Source organism: Acidocella sp. KAb 2-4 (genome assembly GCF_020567705.1).
Taxonomy (GTDB): Bacteria; Pseudomonadota; Alphaproteobacteria; order Acetobacterales; family Acetobacteraceae; genus Acidocella.
In genome coordinates, this window is the sequence record NZ_JAJDJU010000001.1 from 64,125 (window position 1) to 84,952 (window position 20,828).

Annotated in this window: 13 protein-coding genes and 2 tRNA genes; 11 read left to right on the forward strand and 4 right to left on the reverse strand. The window is 60.5% G+C overall.

The window, feature by feature from the left end; genetic code table 11:
• Nucleotide 1 precedes the first annotated feature (1 nt).
• Genes LI953_RS00330 through LI953_RS00340 form a run of 3 tightly spaced genes read left to right on the forward strand, consistent with a single transcriptional unit; the run spans nucleotide 2 to nucleotide 3,517 of the window.
• Complete coding sequence (locus LI953_RS00330; RefSeq protein ID WP_227073979.1) at nucleotides 2-1,228, forward strand: sulfotransferase; 1,227 nt, start codon at nucleotides 2-4, stop codon at nucleotides 1,226-1,228.
• A gap of 34 nt (nucleotides 1,229-1,262) precedes the next feature.
• Entirely contained in the window at nucleotides 1,263-2,453 is a 1,191-nt protein-coding gene (locus tag LI953_RS00335; RefSeq protein WP_227073980.1) for a glycosyltransferase, read from the forward strand.
• Nucleotides 2,450-3,517, forward strand: coding sequence for a glycosyltransferase (locus tag LI953_RS00340; protein ID WP_227073981.1), 1,068 nt, complete (start codon nucleotides 2,450-2,452; stop codon nucleotides 3,515-3,517). The genes LI953_RS00335 and LI953_RS00340 overlap by 4 nt, the downstream gene beginning before the upstream one ends.
• Nucleotides 3,518-3,533: 16 nt before the next feature.
• Here LI953_RS00340 and LI953_RS00345 read toward each other — a convergent pair.
• Nucleotides 3,534-3,609, reverse strand: a tRNA-Asn gene (locus tag LI953_RS00345).
• A gap of 276 nt (nucleotides 3,610-3,885) precedes the next feature.
• Here LI953_RS00345 and LI953_RS00350 point away from each other — a divergent pair.
• Nucleotides 3,886-5,196, forward strand: a complete 1,311-nt coding sequence (locus tag LI953_RS00350; protein ID WP_227073982.1) for a site-specific integrase — start codon at nucleotides 3,886-3,888, stop codon at nucleotides 5,194-5,196.
• Nucleotides 5,197-5,249: 53 nt separating this feature from the next.
• Nucleotides 5,250-5,336, forward strand: a tRNA-Leu gene (locus LI953_RS00355).
• Between the two features lie 222 nt (nucleotides 5,337-5,558).
• Here the strand turns inward: LI953_RS00355 and LI953_RS00360 are convergent.
• Nucleotides 5,559-11,315: a DUF3320 domain-containing protein gene (locus LI953_RS00360; protein WP_227073983.1), complete on the reverse strand. Its 5,757-nt coding sequence runs from the start codon at nucleotides 11,313-11,315 to the stop codon at nucleotides 5,559-5,561.
• 1,026 nt (nucleotides 11,316-12,341) lie between these two features.
• Here LI953_RS00360 and LI953_RS00365 point away from each other — a divergent pair.
• The 3 genes from LI953_RS00365 to hsdR are packed head-to-tail and all read left to right on the forward strand — an operon-like array spanning nucleotide 12,342 to nucleotide 17,607.
• Nucleotides 12,342-14,051 carry an N-6 DNA methylase gene (locus tag LI953_RS00365; protein ID WP_227073984.1) on the forward strand — a complete coding sequence of 570 codons (1,710 nt, stop codon included), beginning with the start codon at nucleotides 12,342-12,344 and terminating at the stop codon, nucleotides 14,049-14,051.
• Between the two features lie 17 nt (nucleotides 14,052-14,068).
• Nucleotides 14,069-15,277: a restriction endonuclease subunit S gene (locus LI953_RS00370; protein WP_227073985.1), complete on the forward strand. Its 1,209-nt coding sequence runs from the start codon at nucleotides 14,069-14,071 to the stop codon at nucleotides 15,275-15,277.
• Nucleotides 15,274-17,607, forward strand: coding sequence for an EcoAI/FtnUII family type I restriction enzme subunit R (gene hsdR, locus LI953_RS00375; protein WP_227073986.1), 2,334 nt, complete (start codon nucleotides 15,274-15,276; stop codon nucleotides 17,605-17,607). Before LI953_RS00370 ends, hsdR begins: the two co-directional genes overlap by 4 nt.
• Here hsdR and LI953_RS00380 read toward each other — a convergent pair.
• Both LI953_RS00380 and LI953_RS00385 read right to left on the reverse strand, forming a co-directional pair.
• The gene (locus LI953_RS00380) at nucleotides 17,596-18,114 is read right to left on the reverse strand and encodes an RES family NAD+ phosphorylase (RefSeq protein ID WP_227073987.1); all 519 of its coding nucleotides are present in this window, start codon (nucleotides 18,112-18,114) and stop codon (nucleotides 17,596-17,598) included. The genes hsdR and LI953_RS00380 overlap by 12 nt on opposite strands.
• Nucleotides 18,111-18,476, reverse strand: a complete 366-nt coding sequence (locus LI953_RS00385) for an antitoxin Xre/MbcA/ParS toxin-binding domain-containing protein (RefSeq protein ID WP_227073988.1) — start codon at nucleotides 18,474-18,476, stop codon at nucleotides 18,111-18,113. Before LI953_RS00385 ends, LI953_RS00380 begins: the two co-directional genes overlap by 4 nt.
• Before the next feature lie 406 nt (nucleotides 18,477-18,882).
• Between LI953_RS00385 and LI953_RS00390 the strand changes: the two genes are divergently transcribed.
• The 3 genes from LI953_RS00390 (at nucleotide 18,883) to cpaB (ending at nucleotide 20,828) form a co-directional block, all read left to right on the forward strand.
• Entirely contained in the window at nucleotides 18,883-19,080 is a 198-nt protein-coding gene (locus tag LI953_RS00390) for a Flp family type IVb pilin (RefSeq protein ID WP_227073989.1), read from the forward strand.
• A 397-nt stretch (nucleotides 19,081-19,477) separates the two neighbouring features.
• Entirely contained in the window at nucleotides 19,478-19,972 is a 495-nt protein-coding gene (locus tag LI953_RS00395; RefSeq protein ID WP_227073990.1) for a prepilin peptidase, read from the forward strand.
• Nucleotides 19,973-19,979: 7 nt separating this feature from the next.
• Nucleotides 19,980-20,828, forward strand: coding sequence for a Flp pilus assembly protein CpaB (cpaB, locus tag LI953_RS00400; protein ID WP_227073991.1), 849 nt, complete (start codon nucleotides 19,980-19,982; stop codon nucleotides 20,826-20,828).

The following is a 20,828-nucleotide window of genomic DNA, read 5'->3' on the forward strand; positions in this document are numbered from 1 at the left end:
CGTGGCGTCACTCGCCCGGCTGATGGCGGAGTCGTTCCGTGTTGCCGACAAGATCGTGCCTGACGCGCTGTTGCCCTCGATTGCGCCGCAAGCGCTGATCGCGGCTTCCGGCGCATCCCCAGACGCCTCGGCGCGCGAGGCGCTGGCGCGGCTGATCGCGTCGATCGAGGCGGAGTCGGAATTGTCGCTCTTCGGCAAGCTTTCGCTGCGCTGGGACATGATCCGCCTGTTGCGTAACGCGCAAAAGATCGAGGACGCGCATCGCGCCAACCCGGCTCTGGCGGCGGCGGCGATTGCAGCACCCGTGTTCATTCTCGGGTTGCCGCGCTCGGGCACGACCTTTTTGCATGGCCTGATGGCCGAGGACCCCGCAAGCCTGGTGCCGCGCAACTGGCAGACGATGTTCCCCGGTCCGCGCCCGGTGGATTTCAACCCGGCGCAGGATAGGCGGGTAAGGGTAGTGGACCGGCAATTACAACTATTCGCGGGAATGGCGCCTGGGTTTCAGGAGATACACCCCATCACCGCCGACAGCCCGCAGGAATGCAGTGAGATCACCTCCCATGTGTTCCAGAGCCTGCGCTTCGATTCAACGCATCGCGTGCCGAGCTATTTCCATTGGCTGGAGGCGCACGGGCATCAGGATGCCTTCGCGTTTCACAAGCGTTTCCTGCAATTTTTGCAAAACGGCCAGCCCGGGCGCTGGGTGCTGAAATGCCCTGACCACACCTTCACGCTCGACGCCATTCTGGCGGCCTATCCCGATGCGCGCTTTGTCATCGTGCATCGCGACCCAATCGCGGTGATCGGCTCGGTCGCGCATCTCACCGAGGTGTTGCGTAAACCCTTCCTCAAAAACATCGATCCGGCCGAGATCGGCACGCAGGTCTCCGAGCGCTGGACGCAGGGGGCGAATCTGCTCGTCGCCTTCGACCAGCGCGCTGATGTCGCGCCCGCGCGCAAGCTGCATCTGCATTATGAAGAGTTAGTGGCCGATCCGCTGGCCGCGATCGACCGGATCTACGCGCATTTCGGACTGACGCTGAGCGGCCCGGCACGGGAGGCGATGGCCCGCCAATGCACGGCCCGCCCGCGTGGTGGCTATGGCAAACACGCGCCCTACCGGCTGGAGAGCTTCCAGCTGAGCCGCTCCGCGCTGCAGGAGGCCTTCGCCCCCTATGTGCGCCAATATTGTCAACCCCGGGGAACCGCCATCGGCCCGGCTTGACGGGCAGCCCCGCTTCTGGCGCAACCTTTGGTTAATGACTGGGTTGGGCCACAAATTATGGCGGGTGCTGCCGCGCGGGTTCCGCCGCGCCGCGCTCACCAATCTCGCCGCCATCGCCGCGCCGCGCCCGGCCGCGGCGCCGCCCGCGCGCAGTGATGGCGTGATCGTCGCGGGCGAGGTGGAGACCGAGAACGGGCTGGGCGAGAGCGCGCGCATCATGCATCGCGTGCTCGCCGCGCGCGGGCTGGCCCGCGGGCTGCTGCCGCTTGGTCTGCCTGGGGTGGTGGCGATGCGCCCGGCCACGCTGCCGCCCGGCACCGCGCTGCTGGCGGTGGTCAACGCGCCGCATCTGCCCGTGGCCTTACTGCGCCTGCCGCGCGATGCGCTGGCGGGGCGGCGGGTGATCGGCTTTTGGGCCTGGGAGTTGCCGCGCGTGCCATCCAGCTGGGCGCAGGGGGCTAAATTCGTGCATGAGATTTGGGCGCCGTCCCCCTTCGCGGCGGAGGCGCTGGCGCCGCTGTTGCCAGGGCGGGTGAGGGCGGTGCCGTTCCCGCTGGCCGAGGTGGAACTCCCCGTCTCCGGCACCCGCGCCAGCTTCGGCCTGCCTGAAGACGCTTTTATCGTCACCACCATCTTCAACCTCGCCTCCTCCTTCACCCGCAAAAACCCGCTTGCCGCCATCGCCGCCTTCAAGGCCGCGTTCGGCGCCAGTCCGGCGCATCTGCTGGTGCTCAAGCTGTCGCATACCGAGGCCTTCCCCGAGGATCTGCGCCGTATCCGCGCCGCCATGGGGGACGCCCCCAATATCCGCCTGCTCACCGGCACCATCGCCCTGCCCGAACTGCACGGGCTGATCGCGGCCAGCGATGTCATCCTGTCGCTGCACCGCTCCGAGGGGTTCGGTCTGGTTCCCGCCACCGCCATGCTGCTCGGGCGGCCGGTGGTGGCCACGGGCTGGTCTGGCAATATGGCGTTCATGGCGCCCGAGGTGTCGGCGCTGGTCTCCTACCGGCTCATCCCGGCCCAGGATGAGCGCGGCGTGTTCGCCGTGCCGGGCGCGCTATGGGCCGAGCCGGAGGTTGAGGAGGCCGCCGCCTGGTTGCGCCGTTTGGCCGATGATCCGGCGCTCAGGGGCGCGATGGGCGCGGCGGGGCGTGATTACGCACGGAGCAAACTCGGCGCTGGCCCGTTGCTGGCGGCGCTGGCGGAAGCGGGTGTCGCATGAGGCTGCTGCTCTGGCATTGGGGGCGGCGGGGCGCGGGGCCGCTCTTCACCGCGCGGCTGGCATCGGCCCTGGCGGAGCAGCCGGGGCAGCATGTGGCGCTGTCTCTGGCGGCGGGGGCGGATATCCTACGCGGCCCCGCGCCACCGCCCTGCGCCTGGGCGGAGCCAACTTATGAGAGCGCCCTCGGCTATATGGCGCAGCGCGCGCTCTCGCCGCTGCTGCGCGCGCGCACGATCGGGTATTTGCGCGCGCTCAGCCCTGATCTCGCGATTTGCGGCATGCCCGCGCTCCTCGATTCGCGCATGCGCGCGGGGCTGGTGGCGCTACGCATTCCCTATGCCGTCGTGGTGCATGATGCGGCGGCGCATCCCGGCGATTCGCTCTCCTTTCGCATGGTTGCTCAACAAACGCTGCTGCGCGGCGCGCGGCATGTGATCTGCCTCAGCGGTCATGTCGAATCGGCGCTGCGGGGGCAGGGGGTGGAACGGATCGTCACGCTTTGGCACCCGCCAGTGGAGGTCGGCCCCGTGCCCCCCATCACGAAGCGGGTGCGGCCGCATATGCTCTATTTCGGCCGGCTGCTGCCTTATAAGGGGCTGGATCTGCTGGCCGATTCGCTCGATCTGCTGGGGCCAGCGCGAAATTTCGACCTGCGCATCTGCGGCGAGGGGCCGGAGAGTCCGGCCTTGTCACGGCTGCGGCGCATGCCCGGCGTGACGGTGGAAAACCGCTGGTTCGACGATGCGGAGCTTCCCGGCCTGCTCGCCTGGGCCGACGCGCTGGTGTTGCCCTACCGCGAGGCCAGCCAATCCGGCGTGGCGGCGCTGGCGATCGCGGCGGGGCGGCATGTGCTGGCCACCGCGGTTGGTGGCCTGCCCGAGCAGCTCGCGGGGCTGGATCACGCGCATCTCTGCGCGCCTGAGCCCGGCGCCATCGCGGCAGGCCTGCGCGGCCTCACGGCCCGGCTCGCGGCGGGGGGCGACGTGGCGGCGGCAGGCGATGCGCGCTCATGGCCAGTGATGGCCGCGGCGCTATTGCGCGGCGTCCAGTCTGATAAGATCTAGGATTTAAAAGGAAAGATGGCTCCCGAAGTAGGACTCGAACCTACGACCGAGCGATTAACAGTCGCTTGCTCTACCAACTGAGCTATTCGGGAACGGTTGGTGACGGGGGCTATAGCCAAAGCCGAAACCGGATGCAACCCCGCCCCGGTTGATTTCGTGCGGCGCCTCCCTTACACACGGCTACGGCCAGCGGGCGTGGTGGAACTGGTAGACGCGCCGGACTCAAAATCCGGTTCTGGCCCTAAAAATTACAAATAATTTCGTGGTTTTTCAGCTATATAGAACATATTCTGCGTCAAGACTGATTTTGCACAGGTCTTGCACAAATTTTCACATCCGTGTTGGGACTTGGCGGTTGGAGTGTCGCCATGGCAGCGCATCATGAGTTTTTCGGCGGAAAGCTTCACGTTTATAAGCGGGACGACAGCCGCTTTTGGCAGTGCTCGACCTACCTCAAGGGGCGAAATTTTCGAATCAGCACAAAAGAAGAGGGGTTTGCCCAAGCCAAGGACATCGCCGAGGACTGGTATCTGGGGTTAAAAAGCAAGGCGCGGACCGGAGACCTGCCGCAAGGCAAGACTTTCAAATTTGCCGCCGCGCAGTTTCGCAAGGAATATGAGGCCCTCACTGCGGGGGAGCGCAATCCTGAGTATGTAAAAGACCATTGGAATCGGCTTCGGGTCCATTTGGAGCCGTTCTTCGGCGATAAAGTGCTGTCAGCAATTACACCGGGATTGGTGCAGGACTACAGGATTCATCGGGCAACGTCGCGCATCAATGCCAAAACTGGCGAACCAATGCGCCCCTCGCGGAGCACGATGCACCAGGAAATTGTGACGCTACGCCTGGTGTTGAAATCGGCGGCGCGCCATGGCTGGCTGACGTATGTTCCGGATCTTGCCGCACCCTATAAGAGCTCTGGAAAGATATCCCACCGGGCCTGGTTCTCACCAGACGAATATAAACGGCTTTATACTGCCACCAGGGAGCGGGCAGCAACCCCGCCCAAGCCGCGTTGGCGATGGGCGTGTGAACAGATGCATGATTTTGTCCTCTTCATGGTCAACACCGGCCTGCGCCCTGATGAAGCATGGCGCCTCGAGTTCCGGGATGTCGAGATCGTCAAGGATGCGCGGTCTGGTGAGACAATTCTTGAAATCAGCGTTCGCGGTAAACGAGGGGTTGGGTATTGCAAAAGTATGCCCGGCGCTGTCGTGCCGTTTGAACGATTGCGTGACCGATTGCGGCCTCTCGAGGAAGAGGGGCGGCGACACCATGGGCCTGTAAATAACGGCGCGGACATGGTGCATGGAAGCCGGAAACCCGAATCAACGGAACGATTGTTTCCCTACCGGCACCGGGAGCTTTGGAACAAGATTTTGAGCGAATTGGACATGAAAAGTGATCGGGAGGGTAATGCGCGGACGGCCTATAGCCTTCGGCATACCTATATCTCCATGCGATTGATGGAGGGGGCCGATATTTATCAGGTTGCCAAAAACTGTCGCACCAGCGTGGAGATGATTGAGAAATTTTACGCAGCTCATATCAAACATATGATCGACGCTTCTGCGGTGAATGTTCGCCGCCAGCGGCCTAATAAGCGCCAGCCCCAGCGTGGCACGATTGCCCAACTTTCAAAATTTGGGCAAGAAATCGATTTAGGTGAGAGGTCCTGACGTTAATCTCGGTCTTGGCAGCGCCTTCAGGCATCGCTATAGGAAGTCGTGTCGCGGGCGTGGTGGAACTGGTAGACGCGCCGGATTCAAAATCCGGTTCTGGTGACAGAGTGTCGGTTCGATTCCGACCGCCCGCACCATATAGCATTCAGAGATCGGCAGGTTAAGAAAATTCTGCGGGTGCTTTGGAAAATCACCCCCCTCGTTTTTTGATTAAGCGGCGGGGCTTGCCCCCGCCGCTTTTGGGCCGAACGGCCCGTTCTTTGCTGAACGGCATTTTTGCATCTTCCCCGCTTTGGGAACCTGCGGCGTATGCGAATCTCAAGTGCTCTGGCCGTTTTGCTGGAGGTTGGTTTGTTGGGTCATATTTTTTGCATGAACCCCTCGATTCGCTGCCGTGTGGTGTTTGATAAGCGTTTAATCCCAAACATCCGAGCGACTTCGACGGCCTTGTCCTCGGCCTCGCTGGCCCGGAGCGCGGCAAGTAGTTCAGGGCCGGGAACATCCTCGATCGATCTCACATCGTCATCGGAGGCCGGTGTGCGGTAATGCTGCCAGAGGTTGGGCGCATCTTTGTCCGGCCAGACGAAGTTTGTCGCTTCTTCCTCCAGGACGACGTGATGGTGTTGCCCAACTATTCCCATGACGCGTTCATGAATGAGGCGGCCGGAGCGCTGAAATCCATGGGCACGGGCGATGCGTTGGACCAACTGAGTTTCGGAGATCGGCGCCTCAAGCGAGATCACGTGTTGGATCAATCCTCGTAGGACGACATCGTATGCAGCATCATAGAATGCCGTGGCATCGATGGACTCAGCATGGGTTGTGAAATCGGCGAGGCGATAGTGTCCCGCTGCCGGTGCGCCACGAAAGGGCGATTGTGCTTCGGCAAATTGGCGTACCTGGGAGGGTACAACAATTTCCGGTGTTGGCGCGATGGAAGCCTGTGCAGCCGCCTGGGCCAATTCTTCCGTCTTCTGCCGGCGTTGATTTTCCAATACTTCGCTGATGGCTTGATGCAGCTTTTCAGCGGCCCTGTGCTTGTCGATCCACCAGTCGGTTGACCAGATTCGCAGAAGAGTCCAACCGAGTGAGTCAAGGATCGCCGCACGCACTTTGTCGCGGTCTCGAGCGGTCGCGGCACTGTGGTAGGTGGCTCCGTCACATTCAACACCCAGCAAATAATCACCAGGACGATCAGGGTGCACGATACCAAGATCGATACGGAATCGGGAAACACCAATTTGGGGCACGACGCACCAGCCGCGCCGGGTTAGTTCCTGTGACACCGCGGCTTCGAAGGGCGAATCGTGGCCGCCGACCGATCCGAGTACGGCTTCGCTGAGCGCGCGAGGGCCGCGATCGGCGAATTCAATGAAGTGTTTAAGGTCACGGACAGCGCGCGCGTTGGTGCGGTTAAGATCGATCATATTCGGATCGAATGACGTGAAGATGTGCATTTCCTGACGGGCACGCGTGAGGGCGACGTTGAGTCTGCGCCAGCCCCCCTGGCTGTTCAGCGGGCCGAAATTCATCGCCATGGTTGGGGCGCCTGCTTCAGTGGGACCAAAGCCGATGCCCAGGAAGATAATGTCACGTTCGTCGCCCTGCACTGTTTCCAGGTTTTTGACGACGACAGGTTCGCTGCGATCCGGGCTGAAATGCGGCTCAATGGCTGGGGTATTGCGGCGTGCTTGATCAAGCAGGTCTTCGACCAGCCGCTGTTGGTCGGCATTGAGTGTGATGATACCAAGCGATTTTTGTGCGGCAATAAAGGCAGGATCTGTGAGGAGGCGAATGGCCGCATCAACGATCGCTTGCGCCTCACGGGTATTGGTCCGACCTGAGCCGCGCGCGTAGATGCCATCAACCCTATGCCATTCGACCGCGCTGGGGCGTGTGGTGGCGGCGGGGAAAGTAACAAGGATATTATCGTAGTATTTGTGGTTGGAGAAGGCGATAAGGCTTTCGTGGCGGCTACGATAGTGCCAGGTGAGGCTCGTTTGCGGGATCCCTGCCGCGAGGCATTCGTCGAGAATACTCTCCATGTCCTGCTCACTGTCTTCAGAATCGCCCGGGCTGCGACCAAAAAAATTAGTTGGCGGCATTTGGCGGGGGTCGCCCGCGATAATGACTTGGGCGCCACGGGCCATGGCACCGATAGCATCCCACGGCGCGATTTGTGAGGCTTCATCGAAAATAATCAGATCGAACAGCGCCTGATCCGGAGGCAGATATTGGGCGATGGAAAGCGGACTCATCATCATGCACGGCGCAAGGCGCGTGAAGGCTTCCCCCATCTCGCTGGCGAGCTGGCGAATAGGTTTGTGGCGGCGTTGCAATTGTAATTGGTGTCGCAGGACACCATAACCGCCGGTGCTTGATTTGGATTCTTTATCCGGAATCTGGCTGCATATGCCAGCGCGGATGCGGCGAACGGCGAGTTGGGCCAGTTTGTCATCGAGGGCGCGGAAGGCGCCGATGTCGTCCATGTGTATGCTTGACGTAAAAGCGCGCAGGCGGGGTTCAGCGTCAATCGTCTGACTCGCGAACCAGCGAGCATAAATTGTTTCAAACATATCAAGAACCCGCGCAGCAAGCGCCGGTCCAGTTTCGGGCATGTCTGCTATTGCCAACAACAGCGGGGTGAGCCCGTTTACTTCCGCTTCAGCTCGTACACGGCACCAGTCGGTCCAGGCCTTCAAGCGGGGTTGGTACTGGATGATCAGGTTTGCCAGATCGCGCACGGGGATGATGCCGGGATCGGCGTGGTTGGCAACAAGGGCGACAAAGTCACGGACGGGTGTTTGCAGGGCGATGTCTGCGGCGATGCTCTGTTGAAGCTTTTGGCTGAGGTTGCCGCCTGGGGAGAGCAGCTCGTTGGCATCGATTACCCAGTCTGCCACGGTGCGGCGGAGCGAGATGAGATGTTCGGGATCGATGGCGGCCGTCGTGATGGCGGCGCGTAAGTCCGTGCAGCGCGCGAGCCATTGGTTGAGCTGTGTTGCATTAGAGGTCGGGCCGCTCCATCCCGGAAGCTGCGCAAGATGAGGCGTGAGCTGGTCCAGTTCGGTCAAACAGGTTTGCAACGCAGCAAGGCTCGGTGCGGCTTTGGAGAAATCAACGGGTTGAATGACGCCAAGTTGGTTCGCGAGCTGTTTGGCGAATTTCTTTTGGGCGATGCCGGCGAGGAAGAGGAATTTGCTGCTGGCCGTCTGCCAGGCTTGTTGCAGCGCGACGAGATCGAGGCGACGAAGGGCGTCCGCCGTGCAAGGCTGCGCGAGTTGGGCCATGGCGGCGTGATACCGCCCCAGGATGTCCTGTGCCTGAACAAGCGCCTTTTGTTTTTCCAGAAAATCGGGCGCGAATGCGGCGCGCAGGTCGTGGCCGTGACAGGCCAGGATTTGACCGATTAAAGGGTGAAGTACCTGAGTGGGCAGGATCAGGCGAGATGCTTGGCATAAGGCGGCTTCGGCTTGTTCGGCGGCATCTAGCAGCGGGAGGATTGTGTGCGCTAAGGAGGCGAGTTGTTCTTGCCACCGGTTGGACCAATCCGTTTGCTGGATATGGGCGAATGCTCCGGGGAGGTCGGTAACCTCACGGCGGGCGAGGCCGAGGCGGCGAGCAATGTCACGCAACAACGTGATATCCCCCGCCGTGTGGATGATATTTGGCGCAAACATCAGGCGGGGATCGTCGGGCTTTGCGTCATGCACGACGCGGCCAATCGCCCAATGTAGCGTGAGGCCGTTAGGGTGCTGGCGATGAAGCAGGGCGACGATATCGTTAAGGTTGTCGCGCAGGCGCTTCGCATCGGCCGCTTCCTGGGCCCAGGCTTCGGTGCTGAGATGGTCGCGGGTTGTCCACGCGCGATCGAGCTGTTTGAGAACGTCCGCCTTGTTCGCTTTGTTGGAATGCAGTTCGAGACAGAATTCACCAAGCCCCTTTTCGCTCAAGCGGCGGTGCACGACGTCAAGCGCCGCCATTTTTTCAGCCACAAACAGGACGCGACGTCCCAGCGCCAGATTATGGGCGATCATATTGGCGATAGTTTGCGATTTTCCGGTGCCTGGCGGGCCGTCGAGCACAAAATTTTGCCCCTGCGCGGAGGCGACAACCGCGGCGAGCTGGGAGCTATCGGCGGGCAGGGGGGTAAATAGAGCCGCCGGGTCGATCATGGTGTCGAGCTGTTCGGGCCGCACCATTTCACTTTGATTGGCGAGACCGCACGCATTGCGTTCGAGAAGATGTGCGACAACCGGATTTTGGCGCAGCAGATCGGCGCGATCGACCAAATCCTTCCACATCAGATATTTGGAGAAAGTGAAGCTGCCGAGAACCGTGTCCTCGGTGACTTCGAGGCCAGGGATATCGCGTACCGCGCGCCGCAAAGTGCGCCAGACGGCGGCTATATCAATTCCATTATCATCCTTGGGCAACTCGCCTTCCAACTCGGGTATGGTGAGCTCGAAGTCTTCCCGAAGCATCTCAAGTAACGTCATGTTGAAGCGCGGCTCGTCTTCATGTTGGCTCATCACCACGCCGGAATTTGCGCTTTTACGCTCCAACTGCATGGGGAGCAGAACCAAAGGCGCCCGGTAAGATTTTATATCCTCCGGCTTTCGTTTCCATTTCAGAAAACCAAGGGCCAGGAAAAGTGTATTCGAGCCGCCTTCCTCAATGTCGGTTTTGGTGGCGCGGTAGAGTTCAATCAGTTCGGAATCGAGCTTTTCTCGCGGCAATTGAGCGAGAACCTCTCCTTTCAACAGGGCTTCGTTAGCGTAAACCTCGCGGAGGTTTTCGTGAGTTTGGTCCTGGTAGAGCGCCTCATCGCGTCCGGCCACAGCGAGATCAGGAAGTGCGACGATGCGAATTTTGTCGCCGCGGGCAAGCTGGTCTTCGAGACTGGCGGGATTAGGGCAGATGAGGCGGATCGCCTTGCTGCGGTCGGGCAGATTAAGCAGTCGATTGCTGGCGGTCAGATTGAGGAGTTTGCGCTGCCAATGCTTGAGACGGTCTGCCGGGCTGCTGATAGCGGCGGTGATTTCGATATCAAAATCGGGAAGGTTAGGCGCCGCTTCGAGCGCTTCAGAGACAGATGGGGCGGAAGTATCGCGCACAGCTTCCTGCAGCGTTTGGCTGAGCGGGCGAATTTTCTGCATCCGCGCACGGCGAATATCGATGGCCATGATGAAATTAGCCTCGACATCTTCCGCGATCTGCCGTTCCGCGTTTTTAACGGCGGCGCTGAATGCGGGCGGCGAGGCATCGGTGGCGAGGGTAGTCTCAAAGATCAAGAGATCTTGAACATCAATGCAGCGGCGCAGAGCGGCGGCTTCGTCCATGAGCAGGCTTGGGAATTCGACGGGCTGCAACCACACGCCAGCAAACGCGTGCCCTTTGAGCAGCACGATCAAGGGGTTCAGACCGGCTTGTTCTAACGCCGCTGCGAAGAGCACGGCAGTATCAAGACAGGTGCCGACCTGGCCATCGAGAATTGTACCGGGGGGGCGGATGCGCTGCCCGTGCTGCTCGAAGCTGGCAGGGGGAACGGCATACGAAAGGCGAAACCCGCATATTGCGGTCCAGATGGCGCTCGCCAGTTCCCAGACGCGTTTTTTTGATTTGGCTTGATAACCGTCAATGCCGTCTGGGCTGCCGGCGCGACGTAGCGCGTCCGATGCCGCCTTGAGGACCCGATCAACGGCGGGATCATTGGGCATGACAAATGCGGGGAGGAGTTCGGGCATGGCTGCGCCGCCCCATTCCGAGCGGGCGAGCAACTCAACCGGTTGGCGCAAGTCGGCTAGGGTTTCGTCATTACACGTCAGATGCAGACGGACTTCGCCGCTTAGGGCTTCAGTGAGATCGCCCAGAAATGTTGCGTTGAGGGTGATGTTACGGTCGCTGATATTCAGCCTGCTGTCCGCGGTCATCCGATCTATGCGCCATGTGCGGGCGGACAGGAACGGGGGGTCAGCCGTTAGGGTCAGCGTGAGATCATTGGCGATGTCTTCGGCGCCGCTTGTTAGCCGAAGCTCCCGGAGCAGCGGAACCATGTTTTGATGAGCCGCGAAGCCGGTTTTCGGAACGATGGTTGCTTCAATCGTATAGGCCATGCGTGGAATGATCTCCTGCGGGCAACATGGCCTTTGGAGTTGGCTCACGTCAACCTGAAGCTGCAGAGCTAAGGCTTATCCCCATGGCGCGTGGCCCCCGCGCCGGAGCGTCAACTCAACGGATCACGATCTATTCCTTGCCGCCAGCCGGGCCGAATAGCATGCGGCGATTGCGCTCAATGATCTCCCGCTCAGCGTCGGTTTGCGGGCGCGGCGGTTCAATCGGCCGGAATGAGACGGATTTGAACCTGGGTTCAGCCGGGGCGGCCTGTGGGGGGATAACTCCGGCGGCAGGGGCGGGCGGGGTCCCATCGGCACTGCGCGGCTGGCCCGTCTCAGCAGGCTGGGTGCTTTTACGTGCATACCCTCGTAGTGGCTTTCTGGCGCGGTAGGCTTCACTTTGCAGCCCATCTGCGGTCCATGCCCTGCCGGTCCGGTAGGTAATGCCAGCCCGCGTAAGCGCGCGGGCGATTGCCGCCCATGACCATCCTTCCCGTACAAGTGCCAGCAGCATTTCGGCGTGTTGCCGAAGCCAGGGGCGGATTACATCACCCGGCACCCATATTGCCCGGAAACTCGCGGCCAGGGCTTCAATTTCGTCATCGGAGGGAACACGCCTTAACGACATCATTGCCACTCATAAAATCGATCTCGCGGTTGAATATCCTCCAAAGTCGAGGAAAATATCAACTTCCGATTCGGAAGATTGACTTCTGGCTAGGCTCAATCCTCAGCCCAATCCCGAGCTCAATCCTGGGCTCTTTCCCACGCTTAATCCTATCCTCATCCCTATACCCATCCCTATGCTCAACCCTAGCCTCTAATCTCGTAGGCCTGTTGTGGTAGCGGGTTATGCTTCTACAACAGACCAAGGAATGCTAGCGCATGCGAGAGAGCGGAGCCCCGGCCCATCCCGTCTGCCCCTTTGGGTTGTCATCGCGCCCCCCGTCACGCAAACTCCCCATCGGCGGCGTAAACCGCGAATCGGAGGACGGGATGGCAGGGCAGGCACGGGAAGAGCGGTTTTTGGAGGTTCTGGCAGAACTTGGCGGCAGTGCTGGCAATGGCAGGCTTCAAGCTGAGCTGGGCTGGCAGGACGCCACCTATGCGCGGGTGCAGGCGGCGCTGATCGAGGACGGGCGTATTGTTAAAGGCCGGGGCCGGGGTGGCTCTGTGGCCCTGGCGGAGTTTGCCGCCGAGGAAGAGGAAGCCCCGGCGCCCGTGGCGCAGCCCAAGCCCGCCGCCAAGCCAGCTTCCCGCGCCTCCAACGGCAACGGCGCCACCAGCTTCGAGCAGATTTTCAAGAACATCGACGATGTGCTGTGGAAGGAGGCCGGTTGCACGACCGAGCTGGACTATACCGAGCAGACCTCCTGGATGCTGTTTTTAAAATACCTGGACGACCTGGAGTTCACCCGCGCCACCGAGGCGGAGCTGCACGGCCAAGGCTACACGCGCATTATCGACACGCCGCACAACTGGGCCTCCTGGGCCGCGCCCAAAAAGCCGGATGGCGGCTTCGACCATGACCGCGCCCTCACCGGCTCAGACCTCATCGACTACGTGAACCGCGACCTCTTCCCCTACCTCCAAGGCTTCAAGGCCCGCGCCGCCGGGCCGGACACCATCGAGTACAAAATCGGCGAAATTTTTTCCGAAATCCGCAGCAAATTCCAGAGCGGTTATTCGCTCCGGGACGCGCTGGAGCTGATCGACGGGCTGCATTTCCGCTCCCAGGCGGAAAAACACGAGCTGTCCCACCTGTACGAAGCCAAGATCAAGAACATGGGCAATGCGGGCCGCAACGGGGGCGAGTATTACACCCCGCGCCCGCTCATCCGCGCCATGATCCAGGTTGTGAAGCCCCAAATCGGCGAGCGCATTTATGACGGCGCGGCCGGGTCTGCCGGGTTTTTGTGCGAGGCGTTTGAGTATTTGAACGCGCGGGCAAAAACCACGGCTGAGCGCGACACGCTGCAAAAGCGCACCTTCTACGCCAAGGAGAAGAAGAGCCTCGCCTATGTCATCGCCATCATGAACATGATCCTGCATGGCATCGAGGCGCCCAACGTCATCCACACCAACACCCTGGCCGAGAACATCGCCGACATTCAGGATAAGGACCGTTTTGATGTCATCCTCGCCAACCCGCCTTTTGGCGGCAAGGAGCGGCCGGAGGTGCAGCAGAATTTCCCCATCAAAACCGGGGAAACCGCCTTCCTGTTCCTCCAGCATTTTATAAAATCGCTGAAGGCCGGGGGAAGGGCCGCCATCGTCATCAAGAACACCTTCCTCTCCAACTCTGACAACGCCTCCCGCGCCCTGCGCCAGGAGCTGCTGGAAAACTGCAACCTGCACACGGTGCTGGACTGCCCCGGCGGCACCTTCCAGGGTGCTGGCGTAAAAACGGTGGTGCTGTTCTTCGAGAAAGGCGCGCCCACGCGGCGGGTTTGGTATTACCAGCTCGACCCTGGCCGCAGCATGGGTAAGACCAGCGCGCTGAATGATGCCGATCTGGCCGAATTTGTACTCCTCCAGGCCAGCTTTGCGGAGTCCGAGAAATCTTGGGGTGTGGATGCCGCCAGCATCGACCCGGCCAGCTTTGATCTGTCCGTAAAGAACCCCAACCAGGCCGAGGAGGTGGCGCTGCGCGACCCGCAACACATCATTGCGGAGATTTTGCGCCTGGACGCTAAGAGCGCGGAAATCCTTGAAGGCATCCGGGGGCTAATTTGAATAGTACCTGGAGAAAAATGAAACTGGCCGACGTGTGTGCGGTTGAAAAACAGGCTTATGACGGTAGTCCGCTCCCGTATGTTGGGTTGGAAGATATCGAAAGCTCAACGGGTCGCTATCTTGGTAATTTTGAGCCTAAGACCGTGCAAAGTACCAGTTTTAGATTTACCCCTGAGCATTTGCTCTATGGGCGCCTGCGCCCGTATCTCAACAAGCTAATCGCCCCGGAATTTACTGGCCACTGTTCGACTGAGATTTTTCCAATTCGACCAAGTAAGCAGCTAGACCGACAGTTCCTCTTTTATTGGCTGTCTATGCAGCAAACCGTCGATTTGATCGACGGGACGTGCACGGGGGCTCGAATGCCCCGCGCCAACATGAACGAAGTAATGAATTTCGAGCTTCTTGTTCCCTCTATCGCCGAGCAGAAGCGCATTGTCGCCATTCTCGATGAGGCCTTTGCGGGCATCGCAGCCGCAACCGCCAACGCCGAGAAGAACCTCGCCAACGCCCGGTCCCTGGTTGATGTTGCTATTGAAGAGCAATTAGGCCGCATCTCACAAGGGCAACACCAAGAGACGACTGTTGCCCAGGTCGCCGAGAACAGAAAAAATTCTGTCCGAACGGGACCGTTTGGAAGCCAGCTGCTGCACGGTGAGTTTGTTGATGAGGGCATCGCTGTTCTGGGTATTGATAACGTCGTTCAAAACAAATTCCGTTGGGATAAACGGCGCTATATTACGCCGGACAAGTTCAAGGAACTTACACGGTACAGGGTTTTTCCGGGCGATGTTCTCATCTCCATCATGGGGACTTGTGGAAGGTGTGCCGTCGTCCCTGATGATATTCCACTCGCAATCAACAGCAAGCACTTATGCTGCATTTCGGTGGATCAATCACGGTGTTTGCCCGAGTTCTTGAAGCTGTATTTCTTGCATCATCCGGTGGCGAAGAACTACCTGGAAGAGCGTGCTTCGGGGGCGATTATGGCTGGTCTCAATATGGGGATCATCAAGGATTTGCCTGTCCTTTTGCCATGCGTGAAAGAACAAGCTGCGATCGTTGCGACTTACGAAAGGCTGTCCAGGGGCTTATCCGACCTCATGGAGGTTTACTCTCGTAAGCGTGCATATTTGGCAGAGCTCAAACAAGCCATCCTCCAAAAAGCCTTCTCCGGTGAACTCACCGCACTGCGCGAAGAGGCCCTGCAAGAGGAAGCTGCATGAACGAGGCGGAAACTCGCGCTGAGCTGATCGACCCCGCGTTAAAACAGGCAGGCTGGGGCGTGGTGGAAGCCAGCCGGGTGCGCCGGGAGGAGATAACGCTGGGCCGCCTGCAAGGGGCAGGCAAACGCTCAGCCAAGGACATTGCCGATTACGTCCTCACCTACCGCAACCACAAGCTGGCGGTGATAGAGGCCAAGCGGCGCGACAAGCCGGACACCGAGGGCGTAGGGCAGGCCAAAAAATACGCCGAAAAACTCCAGGCCCGCTTTGCCTACTCCACCAATGGCGCGGGCATATACGAGATAGACATGCACACCGGGGCGGAAGGCTACGTGCCCCGCTACCCTACGCCGGACGAACTCTGGGGCCGCGCCTTCGCCGAACAAAACGCCTGGCGGGATCGCTTCGCCACCATCCCGTTTGAGGACAAGAGCGGCACTTGGCAGGCCCGCTATTACCAGCACAACGCGGTGGAGAACACGCTGGAGGCCATCGCCAATGGCCGGAACAGAATCCTGCTCACCTTGGCCACCGGCACCGGCAAGACGTTTATCGCCTTTCAGCTCGCCTGGAAGCTGTTTCAGAGCCGCTGGAATATCGGCCGCGAGCCCACCCGCCGCCCGCGCATATTGTTTTTGGCGGACCGCAACATTCTGGCAGACCAGGCCTATAACGCCTTCTCGGCCTTCCCCGAGGACGCGCTGGTCCGCATCGCCCCGGATGCCATCCGCAAGCGCGGCCGCGTGCCGAAGAATGGCAGCATCTTCTTCACCATCTTCCAGACGTTTATGAGCGGCCGGGATGCCGAGGGAAATTCTGCGCCGAACTTTGGCGAATATCCGCCGGATTTCTTCGATTTTATCATCATCGACGAATGCCACCGGGGTGGCGCGAATGATGAGGGGACATGGCGCGGGATTCTGGAGCATTTTGCCCCCGCCGTGCAGCTCGGCCTCACAGCCACGCCCAAACGGAAGGACAACGTGGACACCTACGCCTATTTCGGCGAGCCGGTTTACACCTACTCGCTGAAGGAAGGCATCAATGACGGCTTCCTGACACCCTTCAAGGTGCGGCAATTCGCCACCACTCTGGATGATTACGTGTACACGCCCGATGATGAGGTGGTGGACGGCGCCGTGGTGGAGGGCAAACGCTACACTGAGGGAGATTTCAACCGGATCATCGAGATTGCCGAGCGCGAGAAATACCGCGTCCGTACCTTCATGGACGAGATCGACCAGCGCCAGAAGACCCTGGTGTTTTGCGCCACGCAGGACCATGCGGCGGCGGTGCGCGACCTCATCAACCAGATAAAGGCCAGCAAGGACCCGAATTACTGCGTGCGCGTAACGGCCAATGATGGCGCGCTGGGTGAGCAGTTTCTGCGGACGTTCCAGGATAACGAGAAGACCATCCCCACCATCCTCACCACCAGCCAGAAACTCTCAACCGGCGTGGATGCGCGGAATGTGCGCAACATCGTGCTGATGCGGCCGGTGAATTCGATGATCGAGTTCAAACAGATCATCGGGCGCGGGACGCGGCTGTATGAGGGCAAGGACTATTTCACCATCCTGGATTTCGTGAAGGCCTATGAGATGTTCGAAGACCCCGAATGGGACGGCGATCCGATGGAGCCCGTTGCGGTCACGCCACGCAACCTTACGGCGCCCGGGGAGCCAGAGGTGAAAGCCAGGCAATCCGACGAGCCTGAGCAGACTCAGCGCGTGAAGATCAAGCTGGCGGATGGCAAGGAGCGGACCATCCAGCATATCAGCACCACCAGCTTCTGGGGGCCGGATGGCAAGCCGATTTCCGCCAAACAGTTCATGGAGAGCCTGTTTGGGCAGTTGCCGGAACTGTTCAAGGACGAAGAGGAGCTGCGGGCCATCTGGGGCCGCCCGGATACCCGCAAGGCGCTGCTGAACACGCTGGCCGAACGGGGCTTTGGGGGCGAGCAGTTGGCCGAGATGGGCAAGGTCATCGACGCCCAGAAGAGCGACGTGTTCGACATTCTGGCCTACATCGCCTTCGCGCTGCCGCCCATCACCCGCGCCGAGCGCGTGGAGAAACACCGGGGGGAAATCCTCCCCCGGTACGACGCCAAGCTCCAGGCGTTCCTGGATTTCGTGATGGGCCAGTACGTGGCCCAAGGCGTGGAGGAGCTGGACCAGGACAAACTCGCCCGGCTGCTGGAGCTACGCTACCAGACCCTGGCCGACGCCACGGCCGAGCTGGGGGCCGCGCCCGGCATCCGCGGGGCGTTTGTTGGGTTTCAGGAGTTTTTGTTCAACCGGGATGCGCCGGAGGGATCATCACATCCATGATGCCGGGTTTTTCGGTAGGCGCATTTCATCGTCGATAACCCGGACCTGGTGGGGTAGCGTGTCGGACCATTTATAAAAGACGAGGTTACGGTCCCGCTCAATCGCGCCAGGGGCGAAGCTGGGGACGATAATGGCGGCGCTCCCCTGGGCGATAAGCTGCTTTGCCAGCGCCCAGCTTGGTGGAGTTTTGCCGCGCGAAGCGATATCTTCCCAGGCGCAGGAAAGCGCCGCCGGGGTGAGCCCAAAGCCCGCCAGCGTTTCCTGGTCGGTCAGGTCGGCAACGTCGTCGCAATCAATCTCATACGCGCAGATTGTCAGCGGCTGGACCTTAAAGGCAAAGCCCTGCTGGGCTTCGAGCCAGGCGGTTTCCATTCGCAGAGACGTATAGAGTGCGGGTAGGCCGGCGGGGTTAAAACGGCCACCGTAGCGGGCGGCACCATCTCCGGAAAGGGGAGAAAAAGCCCAACGCGGATTATGGGCGCGGAAAACCGTGCCGCGAAACCTCAAGCGTAACCGCCAACGGTAATCCGGTCCAGATAACGCTTCACCGCCTCGGCCCGGCCTTCCTTGACCAGAGACTCGGCGGTTTGATCACCAAAGGAGGGGAGGGGCTGCGAGCGATACCAGGCGAACGCCTGCTGCGGCGAGCCAGCCCAAGGCCGCACGCGGTTCAGGATTTCAACAATATCCCGCAGCCGTGCCTGGGTGGCATGGGTACTGACGCGGGCGGTCTTCGTGACAGCATCGCGCGAAAGGCCCACCGCAACGGCAAGCTCAGCGCGGGTGATATGCAGCATGTCGCTTAACTGATCCGCCGCGACGAAGCCGGATTGGCCAGCGGTTTCACTGAGAAAAGATGTGTCAGACATAATTTTGCCCATCATATTGCCTCATAGTGGGGCAACTTATAGGGCAATATGCGGATTTTAACAATAGAGCAGTTGACGCACGACAGGCGCCGGGAGGCATGAAAAATTCAGAACGGTCGATCAATGATAGAGCAATTTTTCCACGAAATCTTTCACGGACCGCGGTTTTTCAAAGATTTTCTATGTTAAATCAATACTTTATATTTTGACGCGCCGGACTCAAAATCCGGTTCTGGTAACAGAGTGTCGGTTCGATTCCGACCGCCCGCACCACCTTGGCGTGCATCCCCTTCTGTTGTCTTTGCGCAATTTTCCGTGATGCGGCTTTCTGTCCGACAGCGCTTCTCGTAAAAGGGAATTTGCTATGGGCATTCCGGAAGGGATGCATGGCCAGAGGAGACGCAACATGCTGTCGTCATACCTTCGCCGCGCCGCGATCGCCGCGCCGTATGGGTTTTACCGCATCGCGAGCGACCGCCGGGCGGTGACCGCCATCGAATACGCCCTGATCGCGATGATCATCGTCACGGCCATGCTTGGCGGGCTGCCCTTTATTGGCCGCCATCTTGCGGGCACCTTTAACTCCGTGGCCTCCGAACTCTAGGCCGGTGTGAACCCACCAGCGCGGCGCGTGACCAGAGCGCTAAGATTGCCGCAAGTTCATCCCTGACCCCTTAGGGGGCCGCGGCGGCGGTGCGGGGATGCCTTTTTATTCAGGTTTTTTTCATGCGGGGGAGAAGTTTCATACTCCTGCGCGCTCTTCGTTACCCCTTTCGTAGTAGAAATTGCGGGAAACGCAGGGGCGGAAAGATCGGAAAATTTCATTAAAAAGAGGCTCCTAAAGGGGAATCATAAAAAAGATTGCAAGACTTTTAAGCTTTTGTGTTCTATTATGTTGACATTGAAACACTTGAGCCTCGGCAGGAAAAAGGGGCAAAACAGATGGAGGTTTTAACGGTCGTGCCCGAAAGGTTCAGCAGGGGACAGCTTTGCTAGCGGGTTTGGCCATCCTGGCCGCGGTGCTGCTTGTCTACGCGGCGTTGCACGATCTTGCCGTGCGGACGGTGCCGAACTGGCTGCCGCTTGCCTTGGTCGCGGTTGGGTTGTGTTCGCGTTTGCTCGATCATTCGCTCGTGCCTGCTCTCGCAGTCGCGGCCGTGGCCTTTGTCTTGCTCTTCATCATCTGGCTGGCCGGGTTGATGGGGGGCGGGGATGTCAAGCTCTGGGCGGCGGCGGTGCTGCTCGTGCCGCCGGCGCTGCATCCGCAGCTTTTCTTTTTCGCCGATGTCGTGCTTCTCGGCGGCGCTTTGGCGCTGCTTTATCTGGTTCTGTCTCTCGTGGTGCCGCGCAAGGTGCCGCCCCGGGCTGGTGGGCGCTTGCAGCGCTTCTGGCGCGCCGAACTCTGGCGCATCGGCCGGCGGGCGCCTCTGCCATATGCTTTCGCCATCGCCGGCGGCGCCATCGCCGCTCTTTTGCCCCATCAGCTACAGCCGTAGGTAAACCATGGTTTTCCGACTTGGTATTTTTGGCGTTCTCGTTGCCGCGCTGGTCGCGGTGATGGTGTTTGCCTATTCGCTCATGAACCACTCGCGCCAAGCTGAGCAGCAGGCGCAGCAGGCGCAGATGCCGCAGACCGAGCAGATCCTGGTCGCGGCGCAAGCCTTGCCGCCCGGCAGCCTGTTGCAGCCGCCCCAAATCGGCTCGGTTGGCGTGCCCATCAAAGGCGCGGCGGCCGACGTGATCATCGACACCCCGCAAAACCGCGCCAATCTGGTGGGCGCGATGGTTCGCACTGCCCTGGTTCCTGGTGCGCCAATCCTCAACGGGCAGGTGATCCACCCCGGAGATCACGGCTTCCTCGCGGCGGTGCTGGCGCCGGGTATGCGCGCCGTGACCATTGCGGTGGATAATGTTACGGGCGCCGATGGCATGATCTGGCCTGGTGATAATGTGGATGTGCTGCTGACGCAGTCGATTTCCGGCGCGCCGGATTCAAAGAGCATCGCGGCCGAGGTGGTGCTGAGCAATGTCCGTGTCATCGCTTCGGGCGCGCAGGTGATCAAGGATGCCAGCGCCGGCCCCAGCGGTGGCCCTCCAGTGCAGACGGTGACGCTGGAAGTCACGCCAGAGGAGGCCTCGCGCTGCCTGGTTGCCACCAGCCTCGGCAAGTTGTCGCTCATCGTGCATTCCGCCGAGACCGCACCCAATACGGCGCAGGCCGCGCCCCCGCCGGTTGCGCCGGTCTGGGCGGGGGATGTGTCCCCGGCACTCACCGCGAACGAGCCGAGCCAGCCGACCGTATCGACAGTTAACGTTATCTCTTCTGGTGGCGTTGGGGAGTTCAAGTTCTGA

Bases quoted from the DNA above. Each gene is read 5' to 3' on its own strand.
- LI953_RS00335 (WP_227073980.1), top strand. From the start codon at position 1,263: ATGACTGGGTTGGGCCACAAATTATGGCGGGTGCTGCCGCGCGGGTTC.
- LI953_RS00340 (WP_227073981.1), top strand. From the start codon at position 2,450: ATGAGGCTGCTGCTCTGGCATTGGGGGCGGCGGGGCGCGGGGCCGCTC.
- LI953_RS00350 (WP_227073982.1), top strand. From the start codon at position 3,886: ATGGCAGCGCATCATGAGTTTTTCGGCGGAAAGCTTCACGTTTATAAG.
- LI953_RS00360 (WP_227073983.1), bottom strand. From the start codon at position 11,315: ATGGCCTATACGATTGAAGCAACCATCGTTCCGAAAACCGGCTTCGCG.
- LI953_RS00370 (WP_227073985.1), top strand. From the start codon at position 14,069: ATGAAACTGGCCGACGTGTGTGCGGTTGAAAAACAGGCTTATGACGGT.
- hsdR (WP_227073986.1), top strand. From the start codon at position 15,274: ATGAACGAGGCGGAAACTCGCGCTGAGCTGATCGACCCCGCGTTAAAA.
- LI953_RS00385 (WP_227073988.1), bottom strand. From the start codon at position 18,476: ATGTCTGACACATCTTTTCTCAGTGAAACCGCTGGCCAATCCGGCTTC.
- LI953_RS00390 (WP_227073989.1), top strand. From the start codon at position 18,883: ATGCTGTCGTCATACCTTCGCCGCGCCGCGATCGCCGCGCCGTATGGG.
- cpaB (WP_227073991.1), top strand. From the start codon at position 19,980: ATGGTTTTCCGACTTGGTATTTTTGGCGTTCTCGTTGCCGCGCTGGTC.